Raw genomic sequence first — 19,417 nt, forward strand, 5'->3', positions numbered from 1 at the left:
GATCAGTGGCCCGGCATGTGGGGTTCGATACGGTCAGGAACCACAGGCGGCCCCTTCATGTCGAGAGTGCGCAACAGCCGCCAGTCGCGAAAGCTCCAGGCCCGCCAGTTCTGCTGCAGGGTGCGATACCAGCCTTCGTCGCTGCCGCGCAACCCGACGAGTTCGCGCAAGACCGGATCATTGGCGACAGCCGTCCTGCTCTGATGATCGAGGAAGCGATCGAGCGCCGGAAACGCGCCCGGGCCGAGCGAGCGCAGATACCAGGCATCGAGGGAAATGCCCTGGCCGGTCATTTCGAAGGAATGGTCGACATTGTAATTGGCGATCGTTGCTGCGAAATTGATGAAACAGCCGGCATAAAGCGTCAGAGATAACGTCAGAAGATTGGCGGACAGCAGCCATTCGTTGGATTTTCCCAGCGCGATGCGGGCGATGATGAGGACAAGGCCTGATGCCACCAGCCCCATCCAGACGAAGGCGGCGACGCGCCAGTAGGTCAGCGCATAGATGCCGATATAGAGGTCGAGCCGCAGAATCGACGAGATGACCAGCATGATGTTCTGCGCCACCCAGGCATAGACCAGACGGCGGATGAGCGGATCGGCGGATGTCTCGCTGCCCGGCCGCAGCGCCGCCAGCACGAAGCCGGCGGCAAGCAACGCGGTGACAACAAGGGGATAGGCGCCGCGATGCGCGTAGGCGGCGTAGCTGAGCCCGTCGGGAAGCGCCACCCCACCCCACAGATAGGTGGCGTCGAGCGCCGTCTGCAGCGCAAACAGGATGTTGAAGACAATAAGCGCGCGAAGGATGGCAGCCTTGCCGAACAGCATGTCCTCGATGGTGGTGACGGTTCTCTCGGCTTGGATGCTGGCGGCCGGCGCCGCGCGCGGGATGCGGCGAATCAGGCGCGGCACCCGTGGCCGCAGAAAAGCCCAGACGCCGGCGAGCACGAACAGCCAGAAGGCAATCCGCGCAAGCTGGATGAGATCGAGCAGTTTCAGAAGGTCGATCAGCGACAACCAATAATCGATGACCGGATTGGCGGCACCGAACAGCGCCAGGAAGACCGCGCCCAGTGTCAGCGGCATCACCCAGACGGCGATGGCGGCGAGGCGGACGCGGCGCCGGCCGAAGCGGCGCGCCGTCTTGCGCCAGCGGATGAAATCACTGGCGAAGCGGAACGGCGCCGCCAGCCCGAACAGCGCGATCTGGCCGGCAATGCGGGCGATGCTGTGCCGCAGCCGCCCGCTCAGCGAAAGCGCGAAAACGACTAGCGCCGCCAGCGCTGTTGACACCGACAAGGCGCTGACGGTCTCGGCGAGCGGCAGCAGCACGACAAGCAGGGCAGCGGGCTTGAGCCAGACCCTGCCATCGCTGAAGGCCGCCGGATGCACGGCGACGACCGCGGCGGCAATCAGGAGGGCGAACAGGAAAACCGTGATCCCGGCGGGCTGGCCGTAGAACAGAAAATCCGCCAGCGCGACCAGCAGAGCGGCAACGCCAAGGCGGCTGCAATAGCTCGGTACGGCGGAGAACAACGCTGTCATGACCTGGCTTTCCTGATGACGTCCCGCCGGATTGCCGGCGGGCTCTTGCGGACAAAGGGGATGAGGATCGCCGTCGGATTCGCGCGCGGCGGATCGGCCAGCCACCAGCCTTCGCAGCGCAGCCTGTGAGGCAGACGGGGTTTTGCTCGCTTTTGCATGCCGCCTGTCTCGCAGGCCGGCGGGGAGATCGCAGGGCGGATCCGAGGAGGTTTTCCGCAAGCATGTGCAGTTTTCGTGCAGAGGCCAGAGCTGGCAGGCCCCCTCTGTCCTGCCGGACAGCGCTCCCCACAAGGGGGAGATCGAGCCTTAATGCACGCGCTTGCCTCCACCAACCACACGCGGCATAGATCACCCATGGAAACCTATCGCCCGCGCCGCTCGGTGCTCTACATTCCGGCATCCAACGACAAGGCGCTGGCCAAGATCGCGCAGCTTTCCTGCGACGCAGTCATCATCGACCTCGAGGATGCCGTCGTCCCGGCGGACAAGATCGCCGCGCGCGAAAAACTGGCCGGCATTTTCGCCAACCGACCGGTTGCCGACCCTATTGGCAAGCGCTGCGAGATGGTCGTGCGCATCAATGCGCTGGCCAGCGAATGGGGCGCCGACGACCTGCTGGCCGCGGCAAGCTGCGAACCCGACGGCATCCTGTTGCCCAAGGTCGACACGCCGCGCGACCTGCTCGAGGCCGGCGATGTGCTCGACGACAATTTTGCCCTCGACAGCGTGAAACTGTGGGCGATGATCGAGACGCCCAAGGCGCTTCTCAACATCGGCGCCATCGCCGAGCTTGGCCGCGACCCTGCCTCTCGATTGGCTTGTTTCGTTGCCGGAACGAATGATCTGGTCAAGAATACCGGCGTGCTGGCGACACCGGACCGGCGCTATCTCGTGCCATGGCTGATGCAGATGCTGCTGGCCGCGCGCGCCGGCGGCATCGACATGCTCGACGGCGTCTCCAACGATTTTCGCGACCTCGACGCTTTCGCCCGGGAATGCACGGAAGCCGCGGCCATGGGGTTCGATGGCAAGAGCCTCATCCACCCGGCCCAGATCGAAGCCGCGAACCGCGCCTTCGCGCCGTCCGCGGAAGCCGTGGTCGAGGCGCGCTTGGTCAGGCAAGCCTTCGCGCTACCGGAAAACGCCGGCAAGGGCGTGATCGCGCTGAACGGCAAGATGGTCGAGCGGCTGCATCTGGCGCAGGCTGAAAAACTGCTGGCGAAGGCCGCCGCCATCGGCGCATGATATCGGCCAAGCTTATTCACGACAGGACTTGAGACATGAAACTCTACCGCTTTCTGACCGGCCCGGACGACGCCAGCTTCTGCCACAAGGTGACGGCGGCGCTCAACAAGGGCTGGCACCTGTTCGGCTCGCCGACCTATGCCTACGACAAGAAAGCCAAGACGATGCGCTGCGGCCAGGCCGTGGTGAAAGATATCGACGGTCAGGAATACGGGCCCGATACCAAGCTGAGTGATTGGTAGATTTGCAAAGCGCCGGCGCAGGCTGTGTCGAGATTCAGGTCAGGCCGAGTCGAAAATGGTGGTGCCCGAGAACCGGAGCGGAGCGTACTTTTGGGTACGTGAGCACCGGAAGCGCAGGGGACCGCCATTTGCAGGCCGGCCTCACCTGAATATCGGCACAGCCTACTCCGCTGCCTCTTCGATCTTCTCCATGTCATCGTCCGACAGCCCGAAATGGTGGCCGATCTCGTGGATCAGCACGTGGGTGACGATGTCGCCCAGCGTTTCCTCGTTTTCGGACCAGTAGTCGAGGATGGCGCGGCGGTAGAGCGTGATGCGGTTCGGACCCTCGCCGGTCTGCGGATTCCAGCGTTCGGCGATGCCGCGCCCCTCGAACAGGCCGAGCAGGTCGAACGGCGTTTCCAGCGACAGATCGTCCATGATCTCGTCGGTCGGGAATTCGGCGATCTGGATGACGATCTCGCCGGTCAGCTTGCGAAAATCCTCCGGCAGATGGGCGTACGCCTCCAGCGCCAGGAACTCCATTTCGTCCATTGAGGGCGAGAGTTCGTCGTGCCAGGTGCGGGTCTTGTAGATGCGAGCCATGCTTTGTCCTTTGATCCCGGCATATAGGCTTTCACGCCGTGATCGGCAAATGAACGGGCTGATGCGCCTGCACCATCCAGGCGGAGAGGAATAAATTCCCCACGACTCCGCTTGACTCTTCCAGCACCCTCTGGAATCTATAGGAACATAACAGGAACAATTGTGAGTGGAAGCTGACCGTCATGGCGATGACCGCCGTGGCGCGGGAGACTGTTTTTGCCCTGCGCCGCCAGATCGCGAAAATCGAGGGAACGCTGCCCGAGCGCTTGGCTGCGCCGGCTGCCACGACCTCCGATGCTGACGTCAACACCGATCTCACAATCGTCCGGCGCGGCATTGCCGCGGCGTTGCCGGATGCTTTCCTGCCCATCGGCGTCGAGCGCCTCGATGTCGCCCTGAGCGGCGGTCTGCCGAAGGCCGCCTTGAGCGAAATCCATGGCACGCAAACCCGCGATGCCGGGGCCGTCGCCGGTTTCGCCCTGTCGCTCACCAGCCTGATCCTCAAGCAAACGCCGGGGTTGCCGGTGCTGTGGATCGGCACATCGGAGATTTTCCGCGAGGCCGGTTTTCCCTATGCCCGGGGGCTTCACGCCTCGTTCGGCATCGAGCCGGAGCAATTGCTGTTTTCCGAGGCGCCAAGGCTTGTCGATGCGCTGTGGGTCGCCGAGGAGGCGGCCCGGATGACGGCGCTCGCCGCGGTCATCCTGGAAATTCGCGGCAATCCGCAGCGGCTGGACCTGACCGCGACACGCCGGCTGCATGCAAGGGCGCAAGGTGCCGGCCGGCCGGTGTTCCTGCTGCGGCAGGCGGCCGAGCCCGAGCCGACGGCCGCCCCCGTCCGCCTCATCGTCGCCTCGGCGCCGGCAGCGCCGCGCGACACCATCGCCGGGCCGCTCGCCGGCTCGATCGGCCGCCCGGCCTTCACCCTCACCATCGGCAAGAGCCGCACGGCCCTGCCTGGACAATTCACACTGGAGTGGAACCCCGATGAACGCGCATTTGACGAAAGAGCGGGCGACGAAAGAAGGGGCGAGGGAAGACAACGGGCAAAGAATCCTGTCCCTGTGGTTTCCCTATCTGGCCGTGGAAAGGATCCTGCGGCAGCGTCTGGGGCGGTCCTGGCGTTCCCGGCCGTCGGATCACCTGCCGCCATCTCACCCACCGCTCGTGATCAGCCATCGCGACCGCAACGCGCAGCGCATCTCGGCCCTCGACGAGCGGGCTGAGGCGCTGCACCTGAAGCGCGACATGGGCATCGCCGATGCGCGCGCCATGCATCCGTCGATCGACGTCGTCGAGGCCGATCCAGAGGCCGACCGCCGCTTGCTCGAAGGTCTTGCCGACTGGTGCGACCGCTACACGCCGCTGGTGGCGCTCGACGAGGCAGATGGCCTGTTTCTCGACGTCACCGGCTGCACCCATCTGTTCGGCGGCGAACGCGCCATGCTGGACGACATCCTGTCGCGCTTCTTCCACCAGGGTTTCGATGTCCGTGCCGGGCTTGCCGCGACGCCCGGTGCTGCCTGGGCGGCGGCACGCTTTTGCGGCGACCGCATCGTCGAGGGCGGCGAGGAAGAAGCGCTGCTGGCACCCCTGCCGCTGGCCGCACTGCGCATTGAACTCTCGACCCGCGCCAGCCTGGAAAGCGTCGGCCTGCGCACGGCGGGCGCCGTCATGGCGGCGCCGCGCGCACCGCTCGCCCGCCGCTTCGGCGCCTTGCTGCTCCTGCGCCTCGACCAGGCGCTTGGCCGTCTCGACGAAGCGGTGTCGCCGCGCCTTCCCGTCGCGCCGCTTTCGGTCGAACGCCACCTTGCCGAACCCGTCACCTTGACCGAGGACATCGAACGGCTGGTGGGCATGCTGGCGGCGACTTTGAAGACCGATCTCGAGCGCCGCGGCGAGGGCGCCAGGACGCTGGCGCTGCTGCTCTTCCGCGTCGACGGCGCTGTCAGCCGCATCGCCATCGGCACCTCGCGGCCGATGCGCGAACCCCGGCTGATCCAGCGCTTGTTCCATGAGCGGCTGGCCGCACTCGAACAGGATATCGATGCCGGCTATGGCTTCGATCTGGTGCGGCTTTCGGTGCTGACATCAGCCGCCTTCGACATGCAGCAGGCTGATCTGACTGGTGAAACGATCGATGACGGCGCCGATATCGCGCTGTTTGCCGACCGCATCCGCGCCCGGCTCGGGGAGGGCGCGGTGCTGCAACCGGTCATGGTCGAAAGCCATCTGCCGGAGCGCGCCGTCGCCATGATCCCGTTCACCGAGGCGCCGCGCCGGATCACGCCGCCGAAGAAGCCGGACAGGCTGCAGGCGCCAAAAACCATCTTCCCGCCGGAACGGCCGATCCGGCTGTTCCGCTCGCCCGAACCCATCGATGTGCCGGCCACCGAAATGCCCGAAGGGCCGCCGCTGAACTTCCGCTGGCGGCGCGCGCTCTACCGGGTCACGCGGGCCGAAGGGCCGGAACGCATCGCCGCCGAATGGTGGCGGGAAGCGCCAAGCGACGAGGCGGCATCGACGCGCGACTATTTCCGCATCGAGGATGCCGACGGCCGCCGCTACTGGCTCTACCGGCAAGGTCTTTACGGCGGCGCCTCGCAAGTCCCGCCGCGCTGGTTCCTGCATGGGGTCTTCGCATGAACGCGCTGACCGTCATCCCCTATGCCGAGTTCGGCATCCAGTCGAATTTCTCCTTCCTGCGCGGCGCCTCCAAGCCGGAGGAGCTGGTGGTCGCGGCCAAGCTTCTCGGCTTCTCCGCGATCGGACTTGCCGACCGCAACACGGTGGCCGGCGTGGTGCGCGCCTGGCAGCAGGCCAAGGTCGAAAAACTCTCCTATCATCCTGGCTGCCGGCTGGTTTTCGGCGACGGCACGCCGGACATTCTCGCCTATCCCAGGGACCGCAAGGGTTGGGGGCATCTCTGCCGCATGCTGACGCAAGCCAATCTGCGCGACGAGAACGAGAAAGGGGCCACCCTTCTCCAGCGCAGCGACCTGCTCGAATGGGGTGACCTGATGTCGCTGGCGGTCCTGCCCGATCTGTCGGCGGGCGCGGAAGATAGTCTTGCCCTGCTTGGTGAGCTCAAGGACCGCTTCGGCAAAAGCCTGCGGCTTGGTGTTTCGCCCGACTATGCCGGAAATGACCGTTTCCGGATCGAGCAGGCTGCGGCGATGGCCGAGAGCGCTGGCATTCCGTTGATGGCGACCAACGACGTTCTCTACCACACGGCCGAACGGCGCCCCCTGCAGGACGTGCTGACCGCGATCCGCCTCAACACCCCCGTCGCCGAGGTCGGGCTGCAACTCACCGCCAATGCCGAACGCCATCTGAAGCCGCCGATGGAGATGGCGCGCCTGTTTCGCCGGCATCCGCAGGCGCTGGCCGAGAGCTTGCGGTTTGCGGAAGAGCTGACCTTCTCGCTTGGCGACCTCCAGTACAATTATCCGGACGAGCCGACGGAATCGGGCCTCGGGCCGCAGGCCGAGCTGGAACGGCTGGCGCGGGAGGGAGCGGCCAACCGCTACCCGGCAGGTGTGCCTGAATCCGTGACCAAGCGCATCCAGGAAGAGCTCGCTCTGATCGAGCGCCTCAACTACGCCCGCTATTTCCTGACTGTCTACGACATCGTCAAGTTCGCGCGCAGCAAGGATATTCTCTGCCAGGGACGTGGGTCAGCTGCCAATTCGGTCGTCTGCTTCTGCATCGGCATCACCGAAGTGGGGCCGGAAAAAATCGATTCTCTTTTCGAGCGCTTCATTTCCGAGGAGAGGAACGAACCGCCAGACATCGACGTCGATTTCGAGCACGAGAAGCGCGAAACCGTAATCCAGTACATCTACGAGAAATACAGCGGCAAGCGCACAGCACTTGCCGCCGCCGTCATCAGCTATCGCGGCCGCTCGGCGCTGCGCGAAGTGTCGAAGGCGATGGGCCTGTCCGAGGATGTCAGGGCATCGCTTTCTGGCTCGATCTGGGGTTGGTCGACATCGGAGCTTGGCGAGAAGGAAGCCCGGGCCGGAGGACTCGACCGGAGCGATCCGGTGTCGCGGCATGTGATGGAACGCGCCAATGAGATCATGGGCTTCCCCCGTCATCTCTCCCAGCATGTCGGCGGCTTCGTCATCACCCGGGACCGGCTCGACGAAATCGTGCCCATCGTCAAGACGGCGATGGACCAGCGCAAGATGGTGGAGTGGGACAAGGATGATCTCGACGCGGTGAAGATCCTGAAAGTAGACGTGCTGGCGCTCGGCATGCTGACCTGCCTGCAACGCGCCTTCACCTTGCTCACCGAGCATTATCCGAAGGCGAGGGACCCGTATGGGCAGCCCTATGTGCTGGCCACCCTGCCGCCGGAGGATAAGCAGGTCTACAAGATGATCTGCCGCGCCGACACGCTCGGCGTCTTCCAGATCGAATCGCGCGCCCAGATGTCGATGCTGCCGCGTCTCAAGCCAGACAATTTTTATGATCTCGTCATCGAGGTGGCGATCGTGCGGCCGGGCCCGATCCAGGGCGACATGGTCCATCCCTATCTGCGCCGCCGGCAAGGCAAGGAAAAACCCGAATATCAGAAACCGGAGCTGGAGGCGATTCTCAGCAAGACGCTGGGTGTGCCGCTGTTTCAGGAACAGGCTATGAATATCGCCATCGTCGCCGGTGGTTTCAAACCGGGCGAAGCCGACGAACTGCGCCGTGCCATGGCCACCTTCAAGCGCACCGGCACCATCGGCAATTACCGCGACCGTATGATCAATGGCATGGTCGGCAAGGGCTACACCAAGGACTTCGCCGAGCGCTGCTTCAAGCAGATCGAGGGTTTTGGCGAATATGGCTTTCCCGAAAGCCACGCCGCCTCCTTCGCCCTGCTCGTCTATGCCTCCTGCTGGTTCAAGACCTTCTATCCCGACGTGTTCTGCGCCGCGATCCTGAATTCGCAGCCGATGGGGTTTTACCAGCCGGCCCAGCTCGTCCGCGACGCGCGCGACCATGGCGTCGACATCCGCGACGTCGACGTCAATTTCTCGGTCTGGGATTGCACGCTGGAGGAATTCCCTTTCGATCCGGCCCGCATCCTCCCTCGCCACGCCGAAATGCGCGGTGTCATCCAGACAAATCATGCGGTTCGGCTCGGCTTCCGCCAGATCAAGGGCCTGTCGAAGGAACGCATGGAGGCTTTCGTCGAGCGGCGCGGCTCAGGCTACTCAACCGTGAGAGATGTCTGGCTGCGCTCCGGCCTCGATGTCGACGAGATCGAGAGGTTGGCGCAGGCCGATGCCTTCCGTTCGCTCGGCCTCGACCGCCGCGAGGCGCTGTGGGCGGTGCGCGCGCTCGACGGCAAGAGTGCCGCCGAAAGACTGCCGCTGTTCGACCAGCCGGCGATCCACCTGCGTGAGCTGGAGCCCGAGACGAGGTTGCCCAAAATGCCGCTTGGCGAGCATGTCATCCACGACTACCGCGCGCTTGGCCTGTCGCTGAAGGCGCATCCGGTCGCCTTCCTGCGCGAGCGGCTCGACCGGGCCGGCGTCACGCCCAATGCGAACCTGCCTTCCGTGGGCGACGGCAGGCGTGTCTCCGTCGCCGGCCTCGTGCTGGTGCGGCAGCGCCCCGGCAAGGGCAACGCGATCTTCCTGACGCTGGAGGACGACAAGGCTGTCGCCAACGTCATTTTCTGGCAAAGAACCTTTGACCGATACCGGCCTGTTGTCATGGGAGCACGGTTCGTGAAGGTCACCGGCAAATTGCAGTCGGAATCGGGTGTGGTCCACATCGTCGCCGAGAAGATCGAGGATCTGACACCCTGGCTGACCGTGCTTCTGGAGAAGGTCAGCGAGGCTGCGCCGGCAGCTGTCAGTTCTCCGGAGCGCGCTGCCAGGGTCCCCGATCGCTCCAGCCGCCCCGCGATACAAGACAAGCCGATCCGGCAGGATCTCGCAACGCTGTCGGAAGAAGCGGAGAGGGTCATGCCCAAGGGGCGTAATTTTCAGTAGGCATGAGGCGGAGCAAGAGCGAAGCAACGTCGCGGAGACCCGAGGATCATGCCGCGACATCACCGCGATGCAGCGGTGCAAAGCCTTTATGTCGGCGGGACAGCGCCCCCCTCTGTCCTGCCGGACATCTCCCCCACTTGGGGGGAGATCGACAGCTTCGTCGTCCGGCCTGTCTTTCGACGTTCGAGATTGGCGAAAGCGGAGATGACAGCCAATCTCCCCCCTTGCGGGGGAGATGCCCGGTAGGGCAGAGGGGGGCGCTGTCCCGCCGGCCTTCAGCAAATTGGGTACAAGAACGCGCCCCTCAGCCCGGCCCACTCAGGCGCGGCGGCGGTGGGGCCAGCACATCCTCCACCGACAGCGTCCGCGCTTCCGAGGGCAGCATGATCGGGATGCCGTCACGCACCGGATAGGCGAGCTTGGCGACCCGCGAGACCAGTTCACCGCGCTCCGGGTCCCAGGCCAGCGGCCCTTTGGTCAGCGGGCAGGCAAGCAGCTCCAGCAGCTTGGGGTCGACATTGGCCTTCTTCCCGTCACGTCCATCCGCCGCCATCGCGCCCTCTTATTGTAAACTCGAACCAAAATCCTCATTCTCGCGTGCCAGCGCCATTTCGGTGATGGCGATCAGCGTTTCGGCTCGTGTCTTCAGGTCGGCCGCTTCGAGCAGCGCCTGTTTTTCGGCCGGCCCGTAGGGCGCCATCATCGACAGCGCGTTGACCAGCATGGCATTTTCGGCCCGGCTGACGCTTTCCCAGTCGGCCTCCAAATCGTTGGCCTGCAGATAGGCGCGAAATGCCTTGAGCAGCGATGGCCGGTCGATCTCGTTGGCCGCCTGATCCTCATCGAGATCGGCGAGGAAAGCCGCCGGCTTGCACTGGCGAAACGGCGTCTTGACTGTCAGTTCGTGGGCGATGCGGAACCGGCACACGCCCTGCAGCGAAATCAGATAGCGGCCATCTCCGGTCTCGGAAAAGGCAATGATGCGCCCGGCGCAGCCGACATTGCAGAGCTCCGGCTCGCCGTCGTCGCGCAAGGCGCCGTCGAGACTGGGCTGGATGATGCCGATGAGCCGCGAGCCGGCGATGGCCTCGTCCACCATCTGCAGATAGCGCGGCTCGAAGATGTTGAGCGGCATGCGGCCTCCCGGCAGCAAGAGCGCACCCTCAAGCGGAAAGATCGGGATCGTCGACGGCAAATCCTTGGCGAGCCGATAATGCGCGTTTCCCGCTTGCACCTCATTCCTCCGATCGCGCCACCAGGAAGCGCGTCAATTCCCTTAAAGCGCGTCGCAGGTGACACGCTTTAGTCTTTGTTTATGCATGTCGTTCTCCCAAAACCGGGACCCACTTTTGGGCGACATGCATTAATCTGGCGCGGTCATCGCCGACGCCAAGCCCGTGCGGCAAAACAGCCGGGCTCAGGAAAACAGCAATGCCGACAATTTGCGGCGCGCGCTAAGCGTCGCCTCGTCGGTCATGCCCCAGGCCTCGAACAGCTGCAGCAATTGCGTCCTTGCGCCATCCTCGTTCCAGGCCCGGTCAGCCTTGATGATGGCCAGCAGATTGTCGGCGGCCGCCGTGCGGTCGCCATTGGCATTCTGGATCATGGCCAGATCGAAGCGCGCCTGATGGTCTTTGGGATTTTCCGCCAGGCGCCGCTCGAACTCGGCCGGATTGCCAAGCGCTGCCGCTTGTGCGGCCAGCGCCATCTTGGCGCGCAGGGCGGCCAGCGGCGGGGTATCTTTCTTGGCTTCCGGCGCTGTTGCCAAAAGCGCCTCGGCGCCTTCCGTGTCGCCGGCCTCGAACAGCAGCTCGCCCAGCCCGGCGATCGCCTCGATCGTCTCAGGCGCCTGCGCCAGGACGGCGTCATAGATGTCAGCCGCGGTCTGCATATCGCCGGCGTCGCGCGCTTCTGTAGCCGCGGCCAGGGCCTCGGCCACCGGCGGCGCGCCATCACCCTTGCCGCCGACCTTGGTGATGAATTCGTTGATCTGGCTCTCCGGGATCGCACCCATGAAGCCATCGACCGGCTGGCCGTCCTTGAAGGCGATGACCGCGGGGATCGACTGGATGCCGAGCTGGCCGGCGATCGAAGGATGGTCGTCGATGTTCATCTTCACCAGCTTGACCTTGCCGCCGGCGGCCTTCACCGCCTTCTCCAGCTGCGGCGTCAGCTGCTTGCAAGGTCCGCACCAGGGCGCCCAGAAATCGACCAGCACCGGCTGGCGGCGCGATTCCTGGATGACGTCGGCGGCAAAGGCGGCGGTCGTCGTGTCCTTGATGACATCGGCAGCCGGGGCGGCGGGAACGGCGGGCACATCGCCAAGCGCCACTTTCGCCGGCGCCGGCGCGGTTCCACCATACTGCACGGATGTGGTGTACTGGCCGCCATTGCCGCCAAAGGGGCCGCCAAACGGATTGTTGTCGCTCATCTCTTTAACCCTTCCATGACGCGGCCGGCCGGCAGCCAGGCGCCACATGCTTCAGACCATCTGACTCAAGCCATCCATGTGGCGATCACGCGGAGACTTTCAAGATAGCAGCATCGTGCCCGGTTGCCTCGACGAATTTGATCAGGTCGCTCGCTGCGATCGATGTCGTCGCCTCATTGGTCAGCGGATGCCCATTGATCACCGCATGCTCCATCAAATTCTTGTCGAGCACGAGCTTGACCCTGTTTGCCGTATCGTTGATGACGCCAAAGACCGTGACAGCGCCTGGCGTGACGCCGAGCAGCTCCATCAGCATCTCCGGCTTGCCGAAGGAAACGCGGCCGGCCGCGCCGATCACCTGGTGGATCTGCTTCAGGTCGACGACCGCGTCCTCGCCAACGGTGACCAGGAAGAAATTATCCTTCTTGTCCTTCAGGAACAGGTTTTTCGTGTGCCCGCCGGCGATTTCGCCACGCAGCGCCTGCGAATCGGCGACCGTGTAGAGCGGCGGATGGCGCTTCGTCGAGGCAGCAATTCCGAGTTCGGCAAGAAAGGCCATCAATTCGGCTTCGGTCTTCGGCATCGGTTTGTCTTCGTCCCGTTTCTCAAGCCCATGCCGTTTACGGCCAAAGGGACGACCGACACAAGACCGTCATGCGACATCGCGGTGAACGCCCACCACCGAGCCTACGGCTTGCGGGCATTGCCCGCCGCGTCGCAAAAAAGCCTGCGATTTCCCTGTTGCAATCGCCGCGCTCTTCAGCCATATAGGCCCGGCTTGCGGCCAAGACGCCGTGCGAGCGGGTGTAGCTCAGGGGTAGAGCACAACCTTGCCAAGGTTGGGGTCGAGCGTTCGAATCGCTTCACCCGCTCCAATTTCCTTCCAGGGAATCAAGCATCGAAAAGCCGCGGTCCGCCGCGGTTTTTTCATTTTGATGGCGGATGAACTCCTCCGCCCGCGTTCGAGCGGATTCAGGCGACGCACACACAATTCCCCATTCGTGCCGATCACAAAGTCCGCACCCCATTCGAACAGCGAAGTAAGCTGACGACCACTGTCGAGCGAACACTTTGCATCTGCATGTAATGCCCGACTTTCAAAGCTCATCGGGTGCAAGGCCGAACGCCAAGAACGACATAGATTCTGCATTGAAAGAAATATCGGACCCAAATATCTCCTCCGCTTGACACCGTGCGGCACCGGGCTCAGTGTCCAAACATAGATCGTCGTAGATACCGTAAATATGGATGTATTTACTCCATGCAGACCAAAATAGCGTGACGCGACGATTGCGGCGATTGCAACGAAAGCCGAGTGGGTTTTTGATCGGAAGAAGGCACCGGTACAAGGCTCGGGCTGGGTGAACTCGATCGCTGCAGCTCAGCGCCCGGGGGGGCATCGACATGCTGCGACGGACCTTTCTGAAAGCTATTGGGCTTTACGCGCTTGCCCCAATTGTCGGCTGCAAGACTACTGTGCCTCCCGTTGCGCCTTTCGGCACCTCGATCGATGCCCACTGCCACGTGTTTAACGCGTCGGATTTGCCTGCAACGCGGTTCATTCGATACACATTCCTGGACCTTTACCCTGAAACTCAAGCCGTTCATCTGCTCGATGTCCACGATCCGGATATCGTCGATAGCCTGATTGCATTTTTCGAAGCGATACTCGGAGCCAACAGCGCTCCGTCCGCCGCCCAGGAAGTGGCGGTTCTTTCCCGAACAGCCAGATCGAAACCGGAGAATGGCGATCTCGCAACTGCCTCCGCGATTGCTATCGATGCCATCGGCAAGCATATCCAGAAGATCCAGCAGAGCAGTCATCTTTCCACCCTGACCGCCGGCCGGGCCAGTGCGGATCAAAAGGTCCTCGATGTTGTGCTACAGTCTTCGGGTGGCGCGAAAGCCAGGAGGCTTGGCCCCCTGACGCATGTCGAAGCGCGCCAAGCAGCGGCAGCGACTTTTGTCTCACCCAACCAGCTAGGCGTCTATTTCCGATGGTTCAGGCTTTTCACGCTCTATCGGCACAAACTGGTCGACTTGCTGATCTCCGATACGCAAGCGCAAGGGCTGAAACCGGTCATGCTTGCACCGGCAACCGTCGATTTCGACAAATGGCTGAACCAAGACGTCGACGGCTCGCCGCTTGCCGCGCAGGTCGAGGTCATGGACAGGATAGCGCGCAGGGACGGCCCCGCGGTCCATGGCTATTTCGGCTTCGATCCGCTCAGGGAGATTTACTACAGGGAGCACATTGACCGCGAACGACAGAGCCCGATCGCTCTGGCCAGAAAGGCACTCGTGGACCACGGATTTCTGGGAATAAAACTGTACCCGCCGATGGGCTTCAGCGCCTCGGGCAACGCCGGCCCCTACCCAAAGTTCGTAACCAGGAAGGTTGGAAATCCGAGCAAGCGCTTGGATCAGGTGCTGGATGAACTCTACCAGCTTTGCGTGGACCTCGATGCGCCCATCCTGGCACATGCCTATGGTTCAAATGGCGCTGGCAAAGAATTCGCCGAGAGAGCAGATCCGGCATATTGGGTGCCGGTTTTCCGGGCCCACCCGAAATTGCGTGTTTGCCTGGCGCATTTCGGTCGCTTTGATTTGCCGTCCAGCGGCTCTCCCGGCCAGAGTTTTCCGGAAAGGAGTTGGGAGTGGACACTCGGCAGGCACTTGAAGGCCAATCCGCATGCGAACGTGGTTGCCGATCTCAGCTATTTCTCCGAAGTTCTGAACGCTGGCGCCACCGAACGAAAAAGACTGGCTACCGATTTCCGTCGGTTCATCGATGAGTTCGATCCCGGGATCGAGCATCTGGTGTACGGCACGGACTGGATCATGATCGGTCTCGAGGGTGGCTATCCTCATTACGCCCAAAGCGTGGATGGCTTCCTCAGGGATGATTGCGGACTGAATGAGGAAGAGCGCGGCCGGATCTTTCGCGGCAACGCCGTACGCTTCATGGGGTTGGGCGCGGGCGAACCTGCACGTCGACGTCTCCTGAGATTTTACAGGTTGCATGGCCTCGACCCCGCCAGACTGCCTGTCTCTTGATGTGAAATGCTGTGCGCACGCTGCGCGCGGCATGCTGAGAACTCAATGGCTCATGGAATTGCTCCAGAGGGGGCCAGGCATCGAAAAGCCGCGGTCCACCGCGGCTTTCAATAGGGGTGGCCGGTCAGCATCGGTGGGACGTCACGCAGCTGGCCGCTCCGCCTTCCGCAATGATGCCTGATGCACCAGCGAGGCCCAGCTGTTGGTCGAGGCGAGGTGGCAGTAGAGCATGCCGAGCGCGCCGGATTTGCGCAGGTCGAGAAACGCCTCGTCGCTCAGTCCGTTGAAGGCCGGCTCGTCGATCACCTGGAAATCGGTGAGGTTGAGCACTTCGCCGCCTTCCAGCGTCACCTTGCTCTGGCGCGGCGAAAACAGGCCGTGCGCGTCGACCCTTTCGATCATCGCGCGGGTGGCGTTGAAATCGATCTGGAACTGGTTGCAGAAGGCGAGTGCCTGTTTCGTTGCTTCTGTCGGCTCGTTGCCGGTGAAGAAGGGCAGGATCTTTTCGTCGCGGAACGGCGCCAGCAACTGGTCGACGACGCGGTCGCTGGCGCGGTCGACGCACAGCGTCAGCCGGCCGGGTGCCTTCGGGTCTTCGGCCATGATGAAGGGGTAGCGGCGTACATAGGCGGGGATGTAATGCGGCCCGGTCCATTTACCGTCGGCGTCGACGAACAGGTTCTCGTCCTGGCGCACGCCGGTGATGATCACCGGCGCCTTGGCGGCACCAATGAAGACGATCGGGTAGGAGCGCATCGCCGCCGGCATTTCCGAGGCGACCACCGGAATGGCGTGCGCCGAGCGGGCGAAGCCAAAGTCGCTGCGCGCGGTCAGGCCAAGCGAGCTGTGCCGCGCCGGGTTGAGCGCCTCTGGCCTGGAATAGAACAGCGGCATCGCATCGCTCGCCCCGTCCGTCTTTGCATCCGCCATCGTCCGTCCCTTTTCCCGCAAGCCGCCCAGGCCGCCACCATCAGACCCTGAAATCCGGGATCCGGTCTTGTTGCGCTGATCTTGGTCTGGAAACAATCCGGCGCAGGATCAAAGTACTACAGTGTCTCTTGTGCGCATAAAAGGACAGGCGGTGCTGTATTTTGGGGTTGGCATCGATGAACTGTCTTGGCACCACGCCGACAGCCAGCCGGACCTCTGGACAGCTTGCCGCGAAGCGGCGACAGTACCGCCGGCAACAAGCGAAGTGGGGCTGATAGCATGGCTGTGGCATCGGATTTCGAACAGGCGGTCGGGTCGGTTTTCAATGTTGCGATCGACGGCAGGGCGCTCTCCCTCGAATTGACCGCGGTTCATCAAATCGCCGCCAGCCCGCGCCCCGGTGGCGGTTTCACGCTTTTGTTCAAGGGACCGCGCGACATAGCTCTGCCGCAGGCGATCTACCGCCTCGACGGCGATGCCATCGCCGACGACATCTTCATCGTGCCGGTTTCAGTCGATGCGACAGGCTATCTCTACGAGGCTGTTTTCAACTGATTTTTCGACGGTCAGGCCGGGGCAGGGCGGCGACCAGACCACAGGGCAGTTCGAAGGGGCGGCTCGACATATGATCGACTACATCGAGATCGCTGATGTGCTTGATGAAGCAGCGTGCAGCGCGCTGTGCGCGGAAATCCGCGCCGCCAGCGGCGGGCCGGCCGGCCTGTTGGGCCGTGCCGACCAGAAGCCGGCATGGCCCGAAGTCCGCCGGACCAGGCGCGCCGAGGCCTCGGAAGCTACCGAAGGGTTGGTGGCTACCCTGTTGGCTGGGCAGAAGGTAGCTTTGGAACGGCATTTCGACTTTGCGCTTGGAGCCTGCGAAAAGCCCCAGTTTCTTCACTATCGGGAAGGCGATTTCTTCGTGCCGCACCAGGACGGCAACACACCGCTCATTCACGATGACTCACGGTTCAGAAAGGTCTCGGCGGTGATCTTTCTCAACGGTCAATCGAATGATCCTTCGCCGGCAAACTATACCGGCGGGTCCCTAGTATTGCATGGGCCATACGGCGGCCCGGACCTGCGCGTCGCCATGCCGGCATTGCCAGGCTCGCTCGTCGCATTCCGCTCCGAGACGACGCACGAAGTCACTCCGGTCACCCGCAACGAACGCTTCACCATCGTGTCGTGGTATCGCGGCGCCTGACGATCAGCGCGGCGAACGGATCATCAGGTCGTAGACGCCCTTATCCTCGGTGACAGTGAAGCCGAGGCGCTGGTAGAGCCGTCGTGCAGGGTTGTTCTTCTCGACATGGATCGAGACCGACTTGCCGACGGCACTTGCCTCGTCGATGAGGTCGCTGAGCAGTGCCGCGCCAAACCCCTTGCCGCAATGCGCAGGCAGGAAGGCGATGTCGATGATGCGATGCTGGCTCTGCCAGCGCTCGATATAGAGGCGACCGATGTCGTCGGCGCCAGACATCACCACCACCCAGTCGGCTTGCGGATAATGCTGCTGGTAGTGCGCATGCTGCGCCTGAAACTGCATGTCGAGAAACGCGGTTTTCTGCGCCTCTGTCCAAGACGTTAAGGCCAGTTCTTCCGCGCGGGTCGAGGCATAGACCTGTGACAGGAACGGCAGATCGGCATCCGTCATTGGCCGAAATGTCAGCCCAGCGCCAGCCGCTCGCACCCAGCCGGCCGAAACCGCTTCACAAAACTCGTCCCTCATAAAATCAGGGACGTGGTGGGAAGACGCCTTGCAGCGCGATGCAGAAATAGCAGGTGAGATAGGGCTGCAGATTGTTGTGCGGCTGGTCGCCGCCGGCAGGCGCAACCGCCATATCTCCGAGGTTCGTTATATTGACCGTCGCCGAATAGGCCTGCCCAGGGGCTGCACGGGCCAACGCACGCACGGTCGATGGAGCCGCCAGGTTGGCAGGATTGATGTTCGCCGTCATCGTATGCGAGTGCGATGGAATTTCGGACTCAAGCAGTGTCACGGTCTCGACCCCGCCCGGCTCTCCAAGGTCATGCAGCGAAAGGCCAGTCCCCTGGCCTGGATGCATCGGGGCTCGGCCTTGCAGGTCCGGCAGCGCGAAATTGGACTTGCCGTTGCCGCCATAGGTGGTGCCGAGCAGCGAGAACAGCGCTGTGTTCTGCGAAATAGGCAGCAACTGTCCATCACACCATGCCCAACCCTTGGGTGCGAAATTGAACGGGAAGATACGGATTTCGGCGACGAACGGGTCGGCCATGGCGGTCCTCTTAAGTCGGCGACGGGAAAATTCCGAACAGCGAGATGATGAAATTGACGCAGAGATAGGGCTGGAAGTTGGTGTGCGGCTGGTTGCCGCCCGTCAACGAGCCAGACAGTGAGGACATCGGGGATGCCGCAGCCGCCTCTCGATAAATCTGCGTCGCACCGACCTGCCCGACCGTATTGCCGGTGGGGCTGCTGCCCCCGGCAGTGTTCTGCGAGGCCAGGAAAGGATGCGTGTGCGCAGCCATCTGCTGGACTGTAAGCGTGACCTCTTCCACGCCACCGGTCTCGGCGAGGACGAAGCTGTTGCCCTGATGCATTGGAAGCCTGCCGCGCATATCGGGCAGCGCGAACGTGCTCTCGCCATCGCCGCCATAGGTCGTGCCGATCAGTTGGAAAAGCGTCTCGTTCTCGGAGATCGGCAGCAATTGTCCTTCACAGAACATCCAGCCGGCCGGTGCGAAATTGCCGGCAAATATACGAATTTCGCCAACATAGGGCTGTGCCATGATCGCGCTCCCTTAATTCGGCGACGGAAAAATGCCCTGCAGGGCGATGCAAAAGCTTATCGTCAAAAATGGCTGCATGTTTATATGCGCCTGGCTGCCGCCGACATAGGCAAGCGTGCCGGTGATCAGTGATGTTGGATTCGCAACCGGCGTGTAGACGTTGCTGACCGTTGCCAGAAGATTATTGGTAGCTACGGGTGAATCGGCATTGGCTGTCGTTCCGCGCGCGACGTGCAGGTGGGTGGGCAACTCCGCAACTGAAAGCGTGTGCGCCTGTTCGCCCCCGCGCTCGCCAAGCGCATGGCTGCCGCCGACGTGGATCGGCACGCGCCCGCGATAGTCAGGCAACGCGAAATTCACCTGCCCATCGCCACCGAAGGTTGTTCCGAGCAGCGAGAACAGCGCCTGGTTCTGATTGATCGGCAGCAGTTGCCCATCGCACAGCGCCCATCCCTTGGGGGGAAAGACGAACGACATCATCCTGATTTCGGAAAGAAATGGTTCCGCCATCACCGCCCCCTCGTTGTTGATACATACTAGCCCACAACTGTAAATTTACGCAACGTCAGGCTGACCGCAAATAGAGAAATATTTTTGACTTGGCTTTTATTAAAA

Annotated in this window: 19 protein-coding genes and 1 tRNA gene; 9 read left to right on the forward strand and 11 right to left on the reverse strand. The window is 62.9% G+C overall.

Annotation, left to right across the window (positions count from 1 at the left end):
- Positions 1-2: 2 nt before the first annotated feature.
- Positions 3-1,547 carry a DUF4173 domain-containing protein gene (locus EJ076_RS03800; RefSeq protein ID WP_126066954.1) on the reverse strand — a complete coding sequence of 515 codons (1,545 nt, stop codon included), beginning with the start codon at positions 1,545-1,547 and terminating at the stop codon, positions 3-5.
- 354 nt (positions 1,548-1,901) lie between these two features.
- Here EJ076_RS03800 and EJ076_RS03805 point away from each other — a divergent pair, with 354 nt between their 5' ends.
- Both EJ076_RS03805 and EJ076_RS03810 read left to right on the forward strand, forming a co-directional pair.
- Positions 1,902-2,792, forward strand: coding sequence for a CoA ester lyase (locus tag EJ076_RS03805; protein ID WP_164548534.1), 891 nt, complete (start codon positions 1,902-1,904; stop codon positions 2,790-2,792).
- A gap of 35 nt (positions 2,793-2,827) precedes the next feature.
- Positions 2,828-3,034, forward strand: a complete 207-nt coding sequence (locus EJ076_RS03810; RefSeq protein WP_027032001.1) for a DUF1737 domain-containing protein — start codon at positions 2,828-2,830, stop codon at positions 3,032-3,034.
- Positions 3,035-3,196: 162 nt separating this feature from the next.
- On the opposite strand, the gene EJ076_RS03815 is transcribed toward EJ076_RS03810, so the two are convergent.
- Complete coding sequence (locus tag EJ076_RS03815) at positions 3,197-3,619, reverse strand: metallopeptidase family protein (RefSeq protein ID WP_023763026.1); 423 nt, start codon at positions 3,617-3,619, stop codon at positions 3,197-3,199.
- 182 nt (positions 3,620-3,801) lie between these two features.
- Between EJ076_RS03815 and EJ076_RS03820 the strand changes: the two genes are divergently transcribed.
- From EJ076_RS03820 to EJ076_RS03830, 3 genes are read left to right on the forward strand one after another with little or no spacing between them, the layout of a single operon-like run.
- Positions 3,802-4,845: a hypothetical protein gene (locus EJ076_RS03820; RefSeq protein ID WP_126066956.1), complete on the forward strand. Its 1,044-nt coding sequence runs from the start codon at positions 3,802-3,804 to the stop codon at positions 4,843-4,845.
- Positions 4,787-6,265, forward strand: coding sequence for a DUF6504 family protein (locus EJ076_RS03825; protein ID WP_126066957.1), 1,479 nt, complete (start codon positions 4,787-4,789; stop codon positions 6,263-6,265). The genes EJ076_RS03820 and EJ076_RS03825 overlap by 59 nt, the downstream gene beginning before the upstream one ends.
- Positions 6,262-9,615 carry an error-prone DNA polymerase gene (locus tag EJ076_RS03830; protein ID WP_126066958.1) on the forward strand — a complete coding sequence of 1,118 codons (3,354 nt, stop codon included), beginning with the start codon at positions 6,262-6,264 and terminating at the stop codon, positions 9,613-9,615. Before EJ076_RS03825 ends, EJ076_RS03830 begins: the two co-directional genes overlap by 4 nt.
- A gap of 304 nt (positions 9,616-9,919) precedes the next feature.
- Here the strand turns inward: EJ076_RS03830 and EJ076_RS03840 are convergent, their stop codons facing one another.
- From EJ076_RS03840 to EJ076_RS03855, 4 genes are all read right to left on the reverse strand, one after another.
- On the reverse strand, positions 9,920-10,168 hold the full coding sequence (locus EJ076_RS03840) for a Trm112 family protein (protein WP_126066959.1): 249 nt from the start codon (positions 10,166-10,168) through the stop codon (positions 9,920-9,922).
- 9 nt (positions 10,169-10,177) lie between these two features.
- Entirely contained in the window at positions 10,178-10,849 is a 672-nt protein-coding gene (locus EJ076_RS03845) for an LON peptidase substrate-binding domain-containing protein (RefSeq protein WP_109663661.1), read from the reverse strand.
- A gap of 183 nt (positions 10,850-11,032) precedes the next feature.
- Positions 11,033-12,046 (reverse strand): thioredoxin, encoded by a 1,014-nt coding sequence (gene trxA / locus EJ076_RS03850; RefSeq protein ID WP_109663659.1) that lies wholly within the window; start codon positions 12,044-12,046, stop codon positions 11,033-11,035.
- An 85-nt stretch (positions 12,047-12,131) separates the two neighbouring features.
- Positions 12,132-12,629 (reverse strand): prolyl-tRNA synthetase associated domain-containing protein, encoded by a 498-nt coding sequence (locus EJ076_RS03855; protein WP_109663657.1) that lies wholly within the window; start codon positions 12,627-12,629, stop codon positions 12,132-12,134.
- 217 nt (positions 12,630-12,846) lie between these two features.
- Between EJ076_RS03855 and EJ076_RS03860 the strand changes: the two genes are divergently transcribed.
- Both EJ076_RS03860 and EJ076_RS03865 read left to right on the forward strand, forming a co-directional pair.
- Positions 12,847-12,921: transfer RNA gene (locus EJ076_RS03860), tRNA-Gly, on the forward strand.
- Between the two features lie 529 nt (positions 12,922-13,450).
- Entirely contained in the window at positions 13,451-15,103 is a 1,653-nt protein-coding gene (locus tag EJ076_RS03865) for an amidohydrolase family protein (RefSeq protein WP_126066960.1), read from the forward strand.
- Positions 15,104-15,244: 141 nt separating this feature from the next.
- Here the strand turns inward: EJ076_RS03865 and EJ076_RS03870 are convergent, their stop codons facing one another.
- Entirely contained in the window at positions 15,245-16,033 is a 789-nt protein-coding gene (locus EJ076_RS03870) for a SapC family protein (protein WP_126066961.1), read from the reverse strand.
- Positions 16,034-16,312: 279 nt separating this feature from the next.
- Here EJ076_RS03870 and EJ076_RS03875 point away from each other — a divergent pair, with 279 nt between their 5' ends.
- Both EJ076_RS03875 and EJ076_RS03880 read left to right on the forward strand, forming a co-directional pair.
- Entirely contained in the window at positions 16,313-16,588 is a 276-nt protein-coding gene (locus EJ076_RS03875) for a hypothetical protein (protein WP_126066962.1), read from the forward strand.
- Positions 16,589-16,658: 70 nt separating this feature from the next.
- A complete protein-coding gene (locus EJ076_RS03880) occupies positions 16,659-17,237 on the forward strand; it encodes a 2OG-Fe(II) oxygenase (protein ID WP_126066963.1) in 579 nt (192 codons plus the stop codon).
- A 3-nt stretch (positions 17,238-17,240) separates the two neighbouring features.
- Here the strand turns inward: EJ076_RS03880 and EJ076_RS03885 are convergent, their stop codons facing one another.
- The 4 genes from EJ076_RS03885 to EJ076_RS03900 are packed head-to-tail and all read right to left on the reverse strand — an operon-like array spanning position 17,241 to position 19,312.
- Entirely contained in the window at positions 17,241-17,762 is a 522-nt protein-coding gene (locus EJ076_RS03885; RefSeq protein WP_281037497.1) for a GNAT family N-acetyltransferase, read from the reverse strand.
- Positions 17,763-17,766: 4 nt separating this feature from the next.
- Positions 17,767-18,288, reverse strand: coding sequence for a tail fiber protein (locus EJ076_RS03890; RefSeq protein ID WP_126066965.1), 522 nt, complete (start codon positions 18,286-18,288; stop codon positions 17,767-17,769).
- 10 nt (positions 18,289-18,298) lie between these two features.
- Positions 18,299-18,802: a tail fiber protein gene (locus tag EJ076_RS03895; protein ID WP_126066966.1), complete on the reverse strand. Its 504-nt coding sequence runs from the start codon at positions 18,800-18,802 to the stop codon at positions 18,299-18,301.
- Between the two features lie 12 nt (positions 18,803-18,814).
- Positions 18,815-19,312 carry a tail fiber protein gene (locus EJ076_RS03900; RefSeq protein WP_126066967.1) on the reverse strand — a complete coding sequence of 166 codons (498 nt, stop codon included), beginning with the start codon at positions 19,310-19,312 and terminating at the stop codon, positions 18,815-18,817.
- Positions 19,313-19,417: the final 105 nt, after the last annotated feature.

The sequence above is a fragment of the Mesorhizobium sp. M7D.F.Ca.US.005.01.1.1 genome, from assembly GCF_003952545.1.
Taxonomy (GTDB): domain Bacteria; phylum Pseudomonadota; class Alphaproteobacteria; order Rhizobiales; family Rhizobiaceae; genus Mesorhizobium; species Mesorhizobium loti.